Origin of the sequence: Brenneria izbisi (assembly GCF_025840185.1) — a bacterium.
GTDB classification, from domain to species: domain Bacteria; phylum Pseudomonadota; class Gammaproteobacteria; order Enterobacterales; family Enterobacteriaceae; genus Brenneria; species Brenneria izbisi.
The window spans coordinates 297,270-309,579 of the sequence record NZ_JAMPJU010000003.1; the positions used below are offsets into that span (position 1 = coordinate 297,270).

Consider the following 12,310-nt stretch of genomic DNA (forward strand, 5'->3'; position numbering starts at 1 on the left):
ACCCAAAGGACATTTACGGTATGACTATTGTTACCGCGTTATTGGCGTTTGCTTCTTACTTTTTCATTGGTTTTGTCATGGTGCTGGCATTCTTGTTTATCTATACCCGCGTCACGCCGCATGATGAATGGGCGCTGATTAAAGAAAATAATCGCGCGGCGGCGGTGGGGTTCGCGGGGGCATTTATCGGCTATGTGATCCCGCTATCCAGCGCGGCGATTAACTCGGTGAGTCTGATCGATTACATTACCTGGGGCATCGTGGCGCTGGTGGTTCAACTGCTGATTTACGGCGCGGTGCGGCTTTATATGCCGGGGCTTAGCCAGCATATCCGTGATAATGAAGTCGCGTCCGGCATATTTCTCGGTGCGGCATCGTTGAGCGGCGGCATTCTGAATGCCGCCTGTATGTCGTATTGAATCATAGGGATTGATGAATCATAGAAGCATACTAACACAGGGCAACCACTGCCCTGTTTTTTGTCGGCTACGTCAACGATACAGCACTGCTCTGGCGTGCCACATGCCGGGAAGCGTCGTGTCTGTTTTCATAACAATCACATAGTAGCGCGCGCCGCCGGCATCCGCCTTTTGTTGAATCGCGCGTTCCGCATCATCCGGGCTGCCATGAACCGTGACCGAAACTGTCCCAAACTTTTCCAGCGCCGTGGCCTGCGCATAGGTAATTTCAAGGGCGTGATCCGCGGGCGGCGGAGCAGCGACGGGCTTGCCCTGCAATATCTGGCAGGCGGAAAGCAGCATGACCAGCGGTAATAAAAAGATCCGTAAAATGTTCATCGACTAAGCCTGGGACGAAAGCAAAGCAGAAGTGTAGCGCTATCGTCGTGCGGATGTCATGATCTGCAAAACAGAGGGGAAGATGATGGTTGAAATGTCGGTCGAGGTGATTTGCCGTGACATTGAAGTCATTCACGCGGTTCCGGCGGGTAAACGCGATGCGCCATTACCGACGATTTTTTTCTTTCACGGCTATTCCTCGTCAAAAGAGGTGTACTCCTATTTCGGTTATGCGCTGGCGAACGCGGGATTCCGGGTCATTCTGCCGGATGCCCTGATGCACGGCGCTCGCTATGACGGCGATGAGCCACGCCGGTTGCGTCGCTTTTGGGATATTCTGCAATCAAATATTCAGGAACTGCCTGACTACGTTGCGGCGTATCAACAGCGCGGACTGATCGCAGACCAGCGCATCGGCGTCTGCGGCGCGTCGCTTGGCGGAATGAGTGCGTTGGGTTGCATGGCGCGTTATCCCTGGATTTCTGCTGTCGCGGCGTTTATGGGTTCCGGTTATTTCTCAACGCTATCACGTACTCTGTTTCCCCCCGTCGAGGCTGGCGAAGAGGGGGCGGAGGCGTTATTGCGACAACTGTCGGCCACGCTTGCCGACTATGATGTTTCCTCCCGGCTGACAGCCTTGTCCGGCAGGCCTTTGCTGGTATGGCATGGCGAGGCGGATGACGTGGTGCCGGCGCAAGAAAGCGCACGTCTTTATCGTGCTTTGCACGAAAGCCGACAGGATGGCAATCTTCTCTATCTGACTGAAGCGGGCGTCGGACATCGCATTACTCCCACTGCTTTGCGGGCCGGGGCGGATTTTTTTCAGCGGCATTTTTAGCACAATCGTAATCTATTATTGAAACCGGATTCTGGCAGGAATAGATCTGCCAGAATGATTAAGAAGAAGTTAAAGGTTTCTTTTGTTTTCTAAATAATATAAAAGTAAGCATGTAAAGAAAAAGAATAAAGAGATATAGTTAATACTTATGCTTGAATTTATAGGGATATCAAGAAGTTTAAAAAAAGGCGCATTTTTTAAATCATATCTAAAAGCGATCATATGAAACGAACCGAGTATGATTAATATCACCCTGCTTTTGTAAAATAAAATAAAACAGATTATGGATACAGTTATGTATACATAGACAGGCCAAACATATGAGTAAATTATGATATCATTCATTTTTATATAATGTGTAAATTCCATTGATTGTTGATACGTCAACAAGAATATCAGCAACCAAAGGTACTGGCCCCATTGTCTTCCATCCACGAACAAAATCGCTATTAATATACCTGAAAAGTCGGAAGGTATCTTCTCTCACGAGATGCCTGGATAACCCATAAGCGGAGATCCCCAAGTCAACGGTGGTATAGGCTAAATCTGCATGATTTTCACTTTGGCCTATCGATTGAGCAATCGCTCGATAGGCGTCCCGCGTCCAGCCCGAACGGTTTTCTCTAAACAACAGGTAATAACCGTTTTCATAGAGGTTATTTAAGCCATGCGAGATATTCAGCGAGCCAAAGCCAGCGCAAAGATAACCCGCAGAAGCCGCACAGGTGGCAATACCGGCCACGACCTGTGTTCCCCCGCCGATAAAGCCAATCTGTTTTAATATAATATTAAAAGATTGCGCTTTCTTCTCTTTTGCAAAAACATAATACTGCATCATCTTTTGCGTCGATAAATCAAACTGCTGTTTTTTCAGGTTTTTTATTTCTTTATCGAGTAAACGGATAGCCGCGTCTTGCGTTATGCAAAAGTTAAGCACCTGTTGTCTTAGCTGGTTCGTCAGCATGGAGATTTCTTTCAGAAACGCCCGGCGGGCCTCATAGCCCTGGATATACAGCAGCGCAAGCTCATTAGCCAGCCGGTTTAATTGGGTTATCTTTCTTTCCAGATTCATGGCTGACATTATATCACCATAAACAATAGGCGCTGGTGCCCGCTTTGCTGTGTTCCCATTCGATACAGGCGTATTTAAAGGAGACGCTTTCCTGCGGCGGCATTTCATTTTGCGTCATTGAATGCGGGGCTGACAGCTTTAATTCGACAATCCGGGCATCCCTGAGTTTTATTACGAAGTACTTCGCCATTCCGCCCGTTTCAGAAATTCGATAGAAAGCGAATTCGCATTGCAATACTTCATGGTTACTCAGCGCCATCGCCAGCAATGGGGACGATTTATCGATCGGTTTTCTTATTTCCAGAGGGTGGAGCGCAACATTGTCATGGTGTTCAAGGGTGTTATCCGGCCTAAAAGGATTTGTAAAGGGATGGGCTAAACGCCGTCTTGCTATTGCCGCATTAGGGCACTATACTTACGCGTCATTTTTTCAGCCGCACACACATACACGTTCCTTGCTTCCATGGGCCGCGGTTGACCCTGACAGGAGGCTGAATAATCCGTAAGGAGCAATTCGATGCGTCATTACGAAATCGTTTTTATGGTTCATCCTGACCAAAGCGAACAGGTTCCAGGTATGATCGAGCGCTACACCGGTGCTATCACCGGTGCGCAGGGCACGATCCACCGTCTGGAAGACTGGGGCCGCCGTCAACTGGCTTACCCGATCAACAAACTGCACAAAGCGCACTACGTTTTGATGAACGTTGAAGCGCCGCAGGAAGTGATCGATGAGTTGGAAACAAACTTCCGCTTCAACGACGCCGTTATCCGTAGCATGGTTATGCGCGTTAAGCACGCGGTAACCGAAGCATCCCCGATGGTTAAAGCGAAAGACGAACGCCGTGAGCGTCGTGAAGATTTCGCTGAAGCTGGCGATGATGTGGATGCAGGGGATTCTGAAGAGTAATTGTTGTGGTGACGACCAATCGTCTGGCGTTGTCCGGCACCGTGTGCAAGGCGCCCATTCGTAAAGTCAGTCCTTCGGGTATTCCACATTGCCAGTTTGTGCTTGAGCACCGATCAACGCAGGTGGAAGCCGGATTCAACCGGCAAGCATGGTGTCGTATGCCCGTGATTGTCAGTGGACCCACGTCACAAGCACTTACCCACAGTATAACGGTCGGCACGCAACTCACCGTGCACGGGTTCATTAGCTGCCATCAAGGACGCAATGGCCTGAGCAAGCTGGTGTTACATGCCGAGCAGATTGAATTGATAGATTCTGGAGACTAGCCAAATGGCACGTTATTTCCGTCGTCGCAAGTTCTGCCGTTTCACCGCGGAAGGCGTTATCGAGATCGACTATAAAGACATCGCTACGCTGAAAAACTATATCACTGAAAGCGGCAAGATTGTTCCGAGCCGTATCACCGGTACTCGTGCAAAATACCAGCGTCAGCTGGCTCGCGCTATCAAGCGTGCGCGTTACTTGTCTTTGTTGCCGTACACTGATCGTCATCAGTAATCGGCCACTGTCCATTAACGAGACTTTGAGAGGATAAGGTAATGCAAGTTATTCTGCTTGATAAAGTAGCAAATCTGGGCAGCCTGGGCGACCAGGTAAACGTTAAAGCGGGCTATGCTCGTAATTTCCTGGTTCCGCAGGGCAAAGCTGTGCCGGCAACCAAGAAAAACGTTGAGTTCTTTGAAGCACGCCGTGCTGAACTGGAAGCTAAACTGGCTGACGTTCAGGCTGCTGCTGAAGCTCGCGCCGCCAAGATCAAAGAACTGGGCAGCGTTACTATCGCGTCTAAAGCAGGCGACGAAGGTAAACTGTTCGGTTCCATCGGTACTCGCGATATCGCTGATGCGGTAACGGCAGCCGGTGTGGATGTTGCGAAGAGCGAAGTTCGCCTGCCGAATGGCGTTCTGCGTACTCTGGGCGAGCACGAAGTGAGCTTCCAGGTACATAGCGATGTATTCGCTACGCTGAATGTGGTAGTCGTTGCTGAAGCGTAATTAACGTTTTTGCTAACGAGTAAAACGCTGGCCTTGTGCCAGCGTTTTGCGTTTATGGAGCGGGGAAAAGTCGTGCGTGCCGTCAACGGGTACGGGTAAACGCGCCATCGGCGTGACGGGTGAATCTGACTTGTTGATTATCCGTGGTTTCTATTTCCAGCGCCGTTACTGTGCCTTGCGCATTCACCTGAACTTTGACTTTCTGACCGGCGCGCAGGTTGCTGAGCGGCTTGTCGTTGCCCTCCACTTGAGCCATAGCGAAAACGTCGCCGACCGGCAGGTTGTTGTCACGAAATAGCTGCGCTAAGGTCTGGCCTGAAGCAATTTCATAGTTACGCCAGGGGATTTCCGTATTCTGAGGCGCCGGTTGGACCGGTTCTGCGGGCGGGAGAACCGGCATCTGCTCTGGTGGCGGGCGATTTTCAATGATTTCAGCCTGCATGGAAGCGCTGTTGTCAGCTTGTTTCACCGGCGCGTTAATCGGCTGGGGCGACGATGTCTGAGGCGGATTGTAAGGCCACAGCAGGATCGCCAGCAGCAAAGCGATGGCGATTAAAATCCAACGACGATGGAACGGCGGAAGCGGTTCCATCCAACGATAACCGTCGGGCAGATGCCAGATTTTTTTCAGGGATGATGTAATCCGTTGCCCTGATGAGCGCACTGACGCCCCCGAATTTTCCTGCAAATCCTCGCTGGAACGTTCTGGGCCGCGCCGGGTAAAACGTTGGCAGAGGCGTAATAGCGCTTGATAATCCCAGGTTGTTTTTCGCTTCCTGGGCGCGATTCTGCCCATGGTAACCTCTCTTGCAACGGTATAAAAAATAGAAAGACAACGCAGTATACCGATAACTCGCTAATGATGACCAGTTAACGCGTTGATGTTTAAGATAACGGTGATGTCAACGTGTTCGATTTACCAGTATAGGTTAGCCGGCCAGGATTATGCGTTTGGCCGATGAATCCTGTGTTCATCTGCATACAGGATTTTACCCTAATCTCCTGCGCTGTTATGCTTCGCTTTCGGTTTTTTACAGATAAAAAGGAACATCCATGACAACCCCTTCTTTTGATAGCGTCGAAGCGCAGGCAAGTTACGGCATCGGCTTACAGGTTGGTCAACAATTACAGGAATCTGGCCTTGAAGGTTTGATCCCGGAAGCCCTGCTCGCGGGTTTACGTGATGCGTTGGAAGGTAATGCGCCTGCGGTTCCAGTGGATGTGGTTCATCGTGCCTTGCGCGAAGTCCACGAGCGTGCTGACGCGGTAAGCCGTGAGCGCCAGCAGGCGATGGCGGAGCAAGGTCAACAGTTTCTGGCTGAAAATGCCCGCAAAGAGGGGGTAAGCAGCACGGAATCCGGTCTGCAATTCCGCGTACTGACTCAGGGCGAAGGTGACATCCCAGCGCGTCAGGATCGCGTTCGTGTGCACTATACCGGACGTTTGATTGACGGCAGCGTGTTTGACAGTTCCGTTCAGCGCGGTCAGCCGGCGGAGTTTCCGGTCAATGGCGTGATCCCAGGCTGGATTGAAGCGTTAACCCTGATGCCGGTTGGCTCGAAGTGGGAACTGTATATCCCCCATCATCTGGCTTATGGCGAACGTGGCGCGGGCGCGTCTATTCCGCCATTCAGCGCGCTGATCTTTGAAGTTGAACTGTTGGAGATTCTGTAATCTTAATCTGCTAAAGAGCGGAAAGGCGCTTATTGAGCGTCTTTCTGTGGCCTAAATGTTACGCCTGCGCGGGTAACCACCTCAGATCAGGTTTTGTCCTCCATGCGTCTGGAACAGACCGTGTCAGTAAATCGTTAAGAAACGTAAAACCAGTAAAATGCGCTGGCGTCTGATGGCGAACATAACTGTTCCCCCGTATATCTTTGCACATTCGCCATTGGCGCATGTATGGAGTGACGTTATGTTTAAGCCACTGTTCGTTAGTACGCTGTTAGTAGGAATGTTTGCCATGACGCCAATGGCGGAGGCCGATAGCGTCAGTATCGAACTGCTCCCCGGTGTGACGCTGAACATCGGTGACCGGGATCGGCGAGGTAATTACTGGGACGGTTATGACTGGCGCAGCGAACGGTGGTGGCGTGAGTATCGCGGTTATCGCCAGGGTGAACGTAATCGTTATGGCCACTATTGGGATGGCTGGCGCTGGCGTGAAGCGAGTTGGTGGCGCGCGCAGCAACGCGGCCCGAAAGGTTTTGATCATCGTCGTGCTGATCGCCCGTATCGCATTGACGATCGCGGCCCTGGTCGGGATTTTCGGGATAAAAGGGACTATCGTCAGGCACGGGGCCACGATCGGTACGATCGTGATGACCGCGGCGCTTTCCGTCGTTAACGGACGGAAAAAAGCCACGTTGCGCCGTGGTTCCGATTGCTGACAAACATCTGCCAGCCTGCATATTTCACGGTTTTTTTCTCCGGCGTAATTCCCGCCAAAAGTCCGGGTTCTCAGGGCGCTGGCGTTTGAGCGCCCTGAGTCGTGCGTGGTGCCAGCGCGACAGAGAAATGCCGCTTATTGATCACGCACGAAATCGTCTCCGTTCTTTGCATGGTAGAGAATCATTCCGTGATGTAAACGTTTGTCATCAAACTCAACCACGCGATGCCGCCCCTAGCGTGCGCTGGTTTGCAGATCGATGCGATAAACCGCAAACCCGGTATCGTCAGTGCCGACGGCTGTCAGTGGATATTGCGCTTTTTCTTTAATAAACGCGCCAGCCTTGGCGGACGGCGAGGTTTCAACGCGGATATCCAGCGGCGTGTCGCTGGCGATCGGCGCCAGCCGCCAGTTATTGTCCGCTTGCGGCTTCACGTCCCCGAACTTTTGGGTTTCAGCGCTGATGTAAGCCGCCAGGACAGCACGGTTTTCATCCGGTGAGGCAAACACCACGTATTTTTCCCCGGTTCCGGCAAATTTCTCACCGTAAGCGCGATAGTTGTTGGTGGCGATCAGGAACGTCGCCTGAGGATCGATAGGTTTGCCCTGAAAGGTCAGATTTTTGATGCGGTGCGCGTTATCGTTGATCAGGGCGCATTCACCGTCATAGCGTGCGGGCTGCGTGACATCAATCTGATAATCAACGCCATCAATAACATCAAAATTATAGGTGCGGAAATTATCCCAGTTGAGCAGCGACTGCGGCTTGCCGCTGTTGACATCTATCTGTTTGAACTGGCCCGCGGAACATTCCAGCCACTCCCGAACCTCCTGTCCGTTAACTTTTACCGTCACCAGCGTGTTGGGATACAGATACAGGTCGGCGGCATGACGGAAGGTCAACGGGCCTTTCTCTACCTCGACGTAGCTGGTCGGATCGTTTTTGCGCCCGCCGGCTTTAAACGGCGCGGCGGCGGACAGCACCGGCAGATCGGCCAGATCGGGATCGCCCTGAATAAAGTGTTCCACATAAGCGCGCTGAGCGTTATTGACGATTTGAACTGTCGGATCGTCCTGAATCAGCGAGAGGTAGCTATACATGTTGTCCGCGGATTGACCAATCGGTTTGCTGACGAAATCGCGGGTGTTGTTGTGCGCGTCCGACAAGATATTGATAAGTTTTGCGTCTTCGGCGGCCAGCGATTTTTTCTGCACATTGTCATAAATCGGGCGTGCTTCCGCGGTTGCCTGTTCGATAACCCACTTCCCGCTGTCATTATTCAGAATAAAATCAACCACGCCGAGGTGGTCGCCCCATTGTCCGGGCATAACCGCAGGCACGCCGTTGAGTGTGCCCCGCTTGATATCAGCCCCTTTGATACCGGCAAAATCGTTGCTGGGGAATACGGCATGCGCATGACCGAACATAATGGCGTCAATACCCATCATCTGGCTCAGATAATAGACCGAGTTTTCCGCCATGGCCTTGTAAGGCTGGGCTGAGAGCCCGGAGTGGGGAATGGCGATAACCACATCGGCGCCCTGTTTGCGCATTTCCGGCACCCACTTTTGGGCGCTTTCGGTAATGTCTTCAACACGGACTTTCCCCGCAAGGTTGGCTTTATCCCACACCATAATTTGCGGCGGCACGAAACCAATGTACCCGATACGCAGAATATGCCATTGACCTTCGCGGTCTTTAACCGATTTATTTTCGATCCGGTAGGGGGTAAACAGCGGTTTACCGGTTGTGGCATCCAGTACGTTGGCGTTCACATAGGGGAATTTCGCGCCAGCCAAGGCGTTATGCAGATAATCCAGACCATAGTTGAATTCGTGGTTGCCGATATTGCCCACGGCGTAATCGAGCGTGTTCATCGCCTGATAAACCGGATGGATTTCTCCTGCTTTCAGCCCTTTGGCGGCCATATAATCTCCCAGCGGGCTGCCCTGAATCAAGTCGCCATTATCCACCAGCACGCTGTTGGTCGCCTGCTCGCGCGCCGCGTGGATCAGGCTGGCGGTACGCACCAGCCCAAATTTTTCTGTTGGCGTATCCTTGTAGTAGTCGAAATCCATCATATTACTGTGCAGATCGGTCGTTGCCATTACCCGTAAATCAACGATTGAGGCTTGAGCGGTGGAGGTCACCAACATGGTAAGCAGGCTGAGCGCCAGCGAATGCTTCATTATTACTTAACTCCTGTGCGAAGGGGCAGGACGTGAATTTGCCCGTCAAGGCTGATTATCCTCGATATGTTCCAATATAATTATGAATTTGGAGGGAATTATCACGGTAAATTGTGACGAGACTCAGAATAAAGGCAATAATCGTAGGTAACTTCACCGCTGTATAATGAATGATGGGAGGGAAGTCCGAGTCGTGGGAAGTATCCGTCACTCTGTAATTAACCCGTAACGATGAGGTGGGAAAATGCTAGAACATATTTGCCAACTGGCCCGCGATGCAGGCGCCGCCATTATGCAGGTTTATGAAGGGCATCGGCCTACTGAAGTCATGCATAAAAAGGATGACTCGCCCGTGACGGCGGCGGATCTGGCGGCGCATCAGGTTATTCGAGCAGGATTGGCGGCGGCATTTCCCGATATCCCGTTACTGTCGGAAGAAGACCCGCCATCGTGGTCGGAACGTCAGCACTGGCAACGCTACTGGTTGGTTGATCCACTGGACGGCACCAAAGAGTTTCTCAGCCGCAATGGTGAGTTTACGGTAAACATTGCGCTGATCGAACAAGGGCAAGCGGTGCTGGGTGTGGTGTATGTGCCGGTAACCGATGTGATGTATTGCGCGGCGGATGGTAAAGCCTGGAAGGAAGAGAACGGTGAACGTCGTCAGATTCAGGTTCTGGACGCTCGTCCGCCATTGGTTGTGGTCAGCCGCTCCCATGCGGATCAGGAACTGAAGGACTATCTCAGTCAGTTGGGGGAACACCAGACGGTGGCGATCGGTTCGTCTTTGAAATTTTGTCTGGTCGCGGAAGGCAAGGCCCAGCTTTATCCGCGCTTTGGGCCGACCAATATCTGGGATACCGCCGCCGGTCACGCGGTTGCCGCCGCCGCCGGCGCGCAGATTCATGACTGGCAGGGAAAAGACTTGTCTTACGCGCCGCGAGAATCGTTCCTTAATCCCGGTTTTAGGGTTTCGTTGTTCTGAATGCGCGCTTTTCAATCCGGCGACTGACGCAGCAGAGCACAACCTGCTGCGAACTCAGGCTTTGGGATAAGTTCGATGAATTTTTATACTAACACTAAGCCGATTAATTAAAATTTCTTCTGTAAACGTGTGTAAAAACAGTTAAGGATGCTGTTCGGACGGGAACTAAACCCATTGCAGCGAGACTAAGTATGGCATCCGATAACATTTCTTCGCGCTTTGAGTCCTGGTCTGTTTTGGATCGGGGATGGCGAAAGAAAAGTAAAACGGGAGGAGAGTAAAAAAAATGAAAATCTTCGAGCGTTACAATCCCATGAAAGTTGCCAAGTATGTGAAAACCTTGTTTCGCGGGCGGCTGTATATCAAGGGGGTTGGTGCTTTTGAATTCGACTACGGCAAAATTTTACTGCCACAGAAGCAGGATAAACAGCATTTGCTGGTGATGTCCGAAGTTAACCGTCAGGTCATCAGGCTACAGGCCGAAATGGGATGACGAAACAACAACGGCCCGCTGCGGGCCGTTGTTGTTTGCGTATTATCCGATTTATTCGGGCTTCGCGGTAGCCGCTTCCAGACGCGTAACCAGCAACTGGTCGATCTTATAGCTATCAATATCCACCACTTCGAATTTATAACCGGAGAAGCGTACAAAATCCGTGCGTTTCGGGATCTTGCGCAGCGTATACATCATGAAGCCGCCGATGGTTTCATAGTTGCCCGAATGCGGGAAATCATCAATATTCAGGGCGCGCATCACATCTTCTATCGGCGTGCCGCCTTCGATTAACCAGGAATTTTCGTCACGGGCGACGATCTGTTCCTCCTGCCCCTGACCGACCAAATCTCCCATCAGCGTGGTCATCACATCGTTCAGTGTAATAATACCGACGACCAATGCGTATTCATTCAGAATGACGGCGAAATCCTCACCGGCGGTTTTAAAACTCTCCAACGCTTCAGAAAGGGTGAGCGTATCAGGTACGATCAGCGCCGGGCGGATCTGCACGCCGCTGTTCAATTCCAGACTCTGATTGCCCAGCACCCGGTTCAACAGATCTTTTGAATCAACATAGCCAACAATCTGGTCGATATGACCGTCGCAAACCAGGAATTTCGAGTGCGGTTGTTCGGCAATCTTCTCTTTGATTTGCTGCTCGGACTCGCGCAGATCGAAGAAGATAATGCTTTCCCTTGACGTCATGGAAGAAGGCACCGTGCGTGATTCAAGCTCAAATACGTTTTCGATCAGTTCATGTTCTTGTTTACGCAGCACACCGGCCAACGCTCCTGCTTCGACCACGGCGTAGATATCGTCGGAGGTAATATCGTCTTTACGCACCATAGGCAATTTCAGTAAACGAAAGATCACATTTGCCAGTCCGTTGAAAAACCAGACCAGCGGACGGAATATCAGCAGGCAGAAGCGCATGGGGTTGATGATGCGCACAGCGACGGCTTCCGGCGCAATCATACCGATGCGTTTCGGCGTCAGATCGCCAAACAGAATAAACAAGCTGGTGACCAAGACGAACGAACAGATAAAGCTGATCTTTGCGGCTGCCTCTGGCGACATAAACTGCTCAAACAGCGCGGATAAGGTGGGGGAGAAGGCGGCATCGCCAATAATACCCGCCAGAATAGCGACGGCATTGACGCCAATTTGAATAACGGTAAAGAAAATACCTGGCGTTTCCTGAAACTTTAACACCAGATCGGCGTTAAGGTTTCCCTCATCCGCCATCAATTTAAGTTTTATTTTACGGGATGCCGCAAGCGATATTTCAGACATCGAGAAAAAGGCGCTGACGGCAATCAGCAGAAGTATCAGTAATAGACTGTTTAACATGTTTTTTTCGCATTTTCCCGCAAGGGGAACAGACGATCCTCAGAAAGATAAATCATTTCAGATAACGCATGGTTACCCGTTAACAAAGCTGGAAGTCAGCCCGAATGAGTTAAATGAATATCCTGTCATACTTCAAGTTGCCGGGGCGTTGGCTTTATGACTCATCCCATTAATGGGCGTCGCCGCAACTTGAATTATTCAGGGTATATCTCTGTCATATTCCCAGATGCG

The 12,310-nt window shown here is 51.2% G+C and carries 16 protein-coding genes; 10 read left to right on the plus strand and 6 right to left on the minus strand.

The genetic code is table 11. The features are described from left to right. Window positions 1–20 precede the first annotated feature (20 nt). Entirely contained in the window at window positions 21–419 is a 399-nt protein-coding gene (locus NC856_RS06440; protein ID WP_264089602.1) for a DUF350 domain-containing protein, read from the plus strand. Window positions 420–491: 72 nt separating this feature from the next. Here NC856_RS06440 and bsmA read toward each other — a convergent pair whose 3' ends face one another. Next, window positions 492–797 (minus strand): biofilm peroxide resistance protein BsmA, encoded by a 306-nt coding sequence (bsmA, locus tag NC856_RS06445; protein ID WP_264089603.1) that lies wholly within the window; start codon window positions 795–797, stop codon window positions 492–494. 85 nt (window positions 798–882) lie between these two features. On the opposite strand from bsmA, the gene yjfP reads away from it, so the two are divergent. Then, window positions 883–1,635: an esterase gene (gene yjfP, locus NC856_RS06450; RefSeq protein WP_264089604.1), complete on the plus strand. Its 753-nt coding sequence runs from the start codon at window positions 883–885 to the stop codon at window positions 1,633–1,635. 337 nt (window positions 1,636–1,972) lie between these two features. On the opposite strand, the gene NC856_RS06455 is transcribed toward yjfP, so the two are convergent. Beyond that, window positions 1,973–2,716, minus strand: coding sequence for a DUF4225 domain-containing protein (locus NC856_RS06455; RefSeq protein WP_264089605.1), 744 nt, complete (start codon window positions 2,714–2,716; stop codon window positions 1,973–1,975). Window positions 2,717–2,720: 4 nt separating this feature from the next. After that, a complete protein-coding gene (tssD, locus tag NC856_RS06460; protein WP_264089686.1) occupies window positions 2,721–3,101 on the minus strand; it encodes a type VI secretion system tube protein TssD in 381 nt (126 codons plus the stop codon). Between the two features lie 123 nt (window positions 3,102–3,224). On the opposite strand from tssD, the gene rpsF reads away from it, so the two are divergent. From rpsF to rplI, 4 genes are read left to right on the plus strand one after another with little or no spacing between them, the layout of a single operon-like run. Next, a complete protein-coding gene (gene rpsF / locus NC856_RS06465; RefSeq protein ID WP_264089606.1) occupies window positions 3,225–3,617 on the plus strand; it encodes a 30S ribosomal protein S6 in 393 nt (130 codons plus the stop codon). Window positions 3,618–3,625: 8 nt separating this feature from the next. Then, complete coding sequence (gene priB, locus NC856_RS06470; protein ID WP_264089687.1) at window positions 3,626–3,943, plus strand: primosomal replication protein N; 318 nt, start codon at window positions 3,626–3,628, stop codon at window positions 3,941–3,943. Window positions 3,944–3,947: 4 nt separating this feature from the next. Beyond that, window positions 3,948–4,175, plus strand: a complete 228-nt coding sequence (rpsR, locus tag NC856_RS06475; RefSeq protein ID WP_048637617.1) for a 30S ribosomal protein S18 — start codon at window positions 3,948–3,950, stop codon at window positions 4,173–4,175. A 41-nt stretch (window positions 4,176–4,216) separates the two neighbouring features. Next, window positions 4,217–4,669: a 50S ribosomal protein L9 gene (gene rplI, locus NC856_RS06480; RefSeq protein WP_264089607.1), complete on the plus strand. Its 453-nt coding sequence runs from the start codon at window positions 4,217–4,219 to the stop codon at window positions 4,667–4,669. 82 nt (window positions 4,670–4,751) lie between these two features. Here the strand turns inward: rplI and NC856_RS06485 are convergent, their stop codons facing one another. Then, window positions 4,752–5,465 carry a LysM-like peptidoglycan-binding domain-containing protein gene (locus NC856_RS06485; RefSeq protein ID WP_264089608.1) on the minus strand — a complete coding sequence of 238 codons (714 nt, stop codon included), beginning with the start codon at window positions 5,463–5,465 and terminating at the stop codon, window positions 4,752–4,754. Window positions 5,466–5,722: 257 nt separating this feature from the next. Between NC856_RS06485 and fklB the strand changes: the two genes are divergently transcribed. Both fklB and NC856_RS06495 read left to right on the plus strand, forming a co-directional pair. Next, entirely contained in the window at window positions 5,723–6,343 is a 621-nt protein-coding gene (gene fklB, locus NC856_RS06490; protein ID WP_264089609.1) for an FKBP-type peptidyl-prolyl cis-trans isomerase, read from the plus strand. A 241-nt stretch (window positions 6,344–6,584) separates the two neighbouring features. After that, on the plus strand, window positions 6,585–7,016 hold the full coding sequence (locus tag NC856_RS06495; RefSeq protein ID WP_264089610.1) for a DUF2502 domain-containing protein: 432 nt from the start codon (window positions 6,585–6,587) through the stop codon (window positions 7,014–7,016). A gap of 276 nt (window positions 7,017–7,292) precedes the next feature. On the opposite strand, the gene NC856_RS06500 is transcribed toward NC856_RS06495, so the two are convergent. Continuing rightward, on the minus strand, window positions 7,293–9,248 hold the full coding sequence (locus NC856_RS06500) for a bifunctional 2',3'-cyclic-nucleotide 2'-phosphodiesterase/3'-nucleotidase (RefSeq protein ID WP_264089611.1): 1,956 nt from the start codon (window positions 9,246–9,248) through the stop codon (window positions 7,293–7,295). A gap of 244 nt (window positions 9,249–9,492) precedes the next feature. Between NC856_RS06500 and cysQ the strand changes: the two genes are divergently transcribed. Together cysQ and NC856_RS06510 are read left to right on the plus strand one after the other, a co-directional pair. Beyond that, the gene (gene cysQ, locus NC856_RS06505) at window positions 9,493–10,233 is read left to right on the plus strand and encodes a 3'(2'),5'-bisphosphate nucleotidase CysQ (protein ID WP_264089612.1); all 741 of its coding nucleotides are present in this window, start codon (window positions 9,493–9,495) and stop codon (window positions 10,231–10,233) included. A 286-nt stretch (window positions 10,234–10,519) separates the two neighbouring features. Continuing rightward, entirely contained in the window at window positions 10,520–10,726 is a 207-nt protein-coding gene (locus NC856_RS06510; protein WP_264089613.1) for a DUF1107 domain-containing protein, read from the plus strand. A gap of 51 nt (window positions 10,727–10,777) precedes the next feature. Here NC856_RS06510 and NC856_RS06515 read toward each other — a convergent pair whose 3' ends face one another. After that, a complete protein-coding gene (locus tag NC856_RS06515) occupies window positions 10,778–12,079 on the minus strand; it encodes a hemolysin family protein (protein WP_264089614.1) in 1,302 nt (433 codons plus the stop codon). Window positions 12,080–12,310 lie beyond the last annotated feature (231 nt).

What these genes read in the sequence shown, in the direction of transcription:
- NC856_RS06440 (WP_264089602.1), top strand. Translation starts at nt 21, where the DNA reads ATGACTATTGTTACCGCGTTATTGGCGTTTGCTTCTTACTTTTTCATT.
- bsmA (WP_264089603.1), bottom strand. Translation starts at nt 797, where the DNA reads ATGAACATTTTACGGATCTTTTTATTACCGCTGGTCATGCTGCTTTCC.
- yjfP (WP_264089604.1), top strand. Translation starts at nt 883, where the DNA reads ATGGTTGAAATGTCGGTCGAGGTGATTTGCCGTGACATTGAAGTCATT.
- NC856_RS06455 (WP_264089605.1), bottom strand. Translation starts at nt 2,716, where the DNA reads ATGTCAGCCATGAATCTGGAAAGAAAGATAACCCAATTAAACCGGCTG.
- rpsF (WP_264089606.1), top strand. Translation starts at nt 3,225, where the DNA reads ATGCGTCATTACGAAATCGTTTTTATGGTTCATCCTGACCAAAGCGAA.
- rpsR (WP_048637617.1), top strand. Translation starts at nt 3,948, where the DNA reads ATGGCACGTTATTTCCGTCGTCGCAAGTTCTGCCGTTTCACCGCGGAA.
- rplI (WP_264089607.1), top strand. Translation starts at nt 4,217, where the DNA reads ATGCAAGTTATTCTGCTTGATAAAGTAGCAAATCTGGGCAGCCTGGGC.
- NC856_RS06485 (WP_264089608.1), bottom strand. Translation starts at nt 5,465, where the DNA reads ATGGGCAGAATCGCGCCCAGGAAGCGAAAAACAACCTGGGATTATCAA.
- fklB (WP_264089609.1), top strand. Translation starts at nt 5,723, where the DNA reads ATGACAACCCCTTCTTTTGATAGCGTCGAAGCGCAGGCAAGTTACGGC.
- NC856_RS06495 (WP_264089610.1), top strand. Translation starts at nt 6,585, where the DNA reads ATGTTTAAGCCACTGTTCGTTAGTACGCTGTTAGTAGGAATGTTTGCC.
- NC856_RS06500 (WP_264089611.1), bottom strand. Translation starts at nt 9,248, where the DNA reads ATGAAGCATTCGCTGGCGCTCAGCCTGCTTACCATGTTGGTGACCTCC.
- cysQ (WP_264089612.1), top strand. Translation starts at nt 9,493, where the DNA reads ATGCTAGAACATATTTGCCAACTGGCCCGCGATGCAGGCGCCGCCATT.
- NC856_RS06510 (WP_264089613.1), top strand. Translation starts at nt 10,520, where the DNA reads ATGAAAATCTTCGAGCGTTACAATCCCATGAAAGTTGCCAAGTATGTG.
- NC856_RS06515 (WP_264089614.1), bottom strand. Translation starts at nt 12,079, where the DNA reads ATGTTAAACAGTCTATTACTGATACTTCTGCTGATTGCCGTCAGCGCC.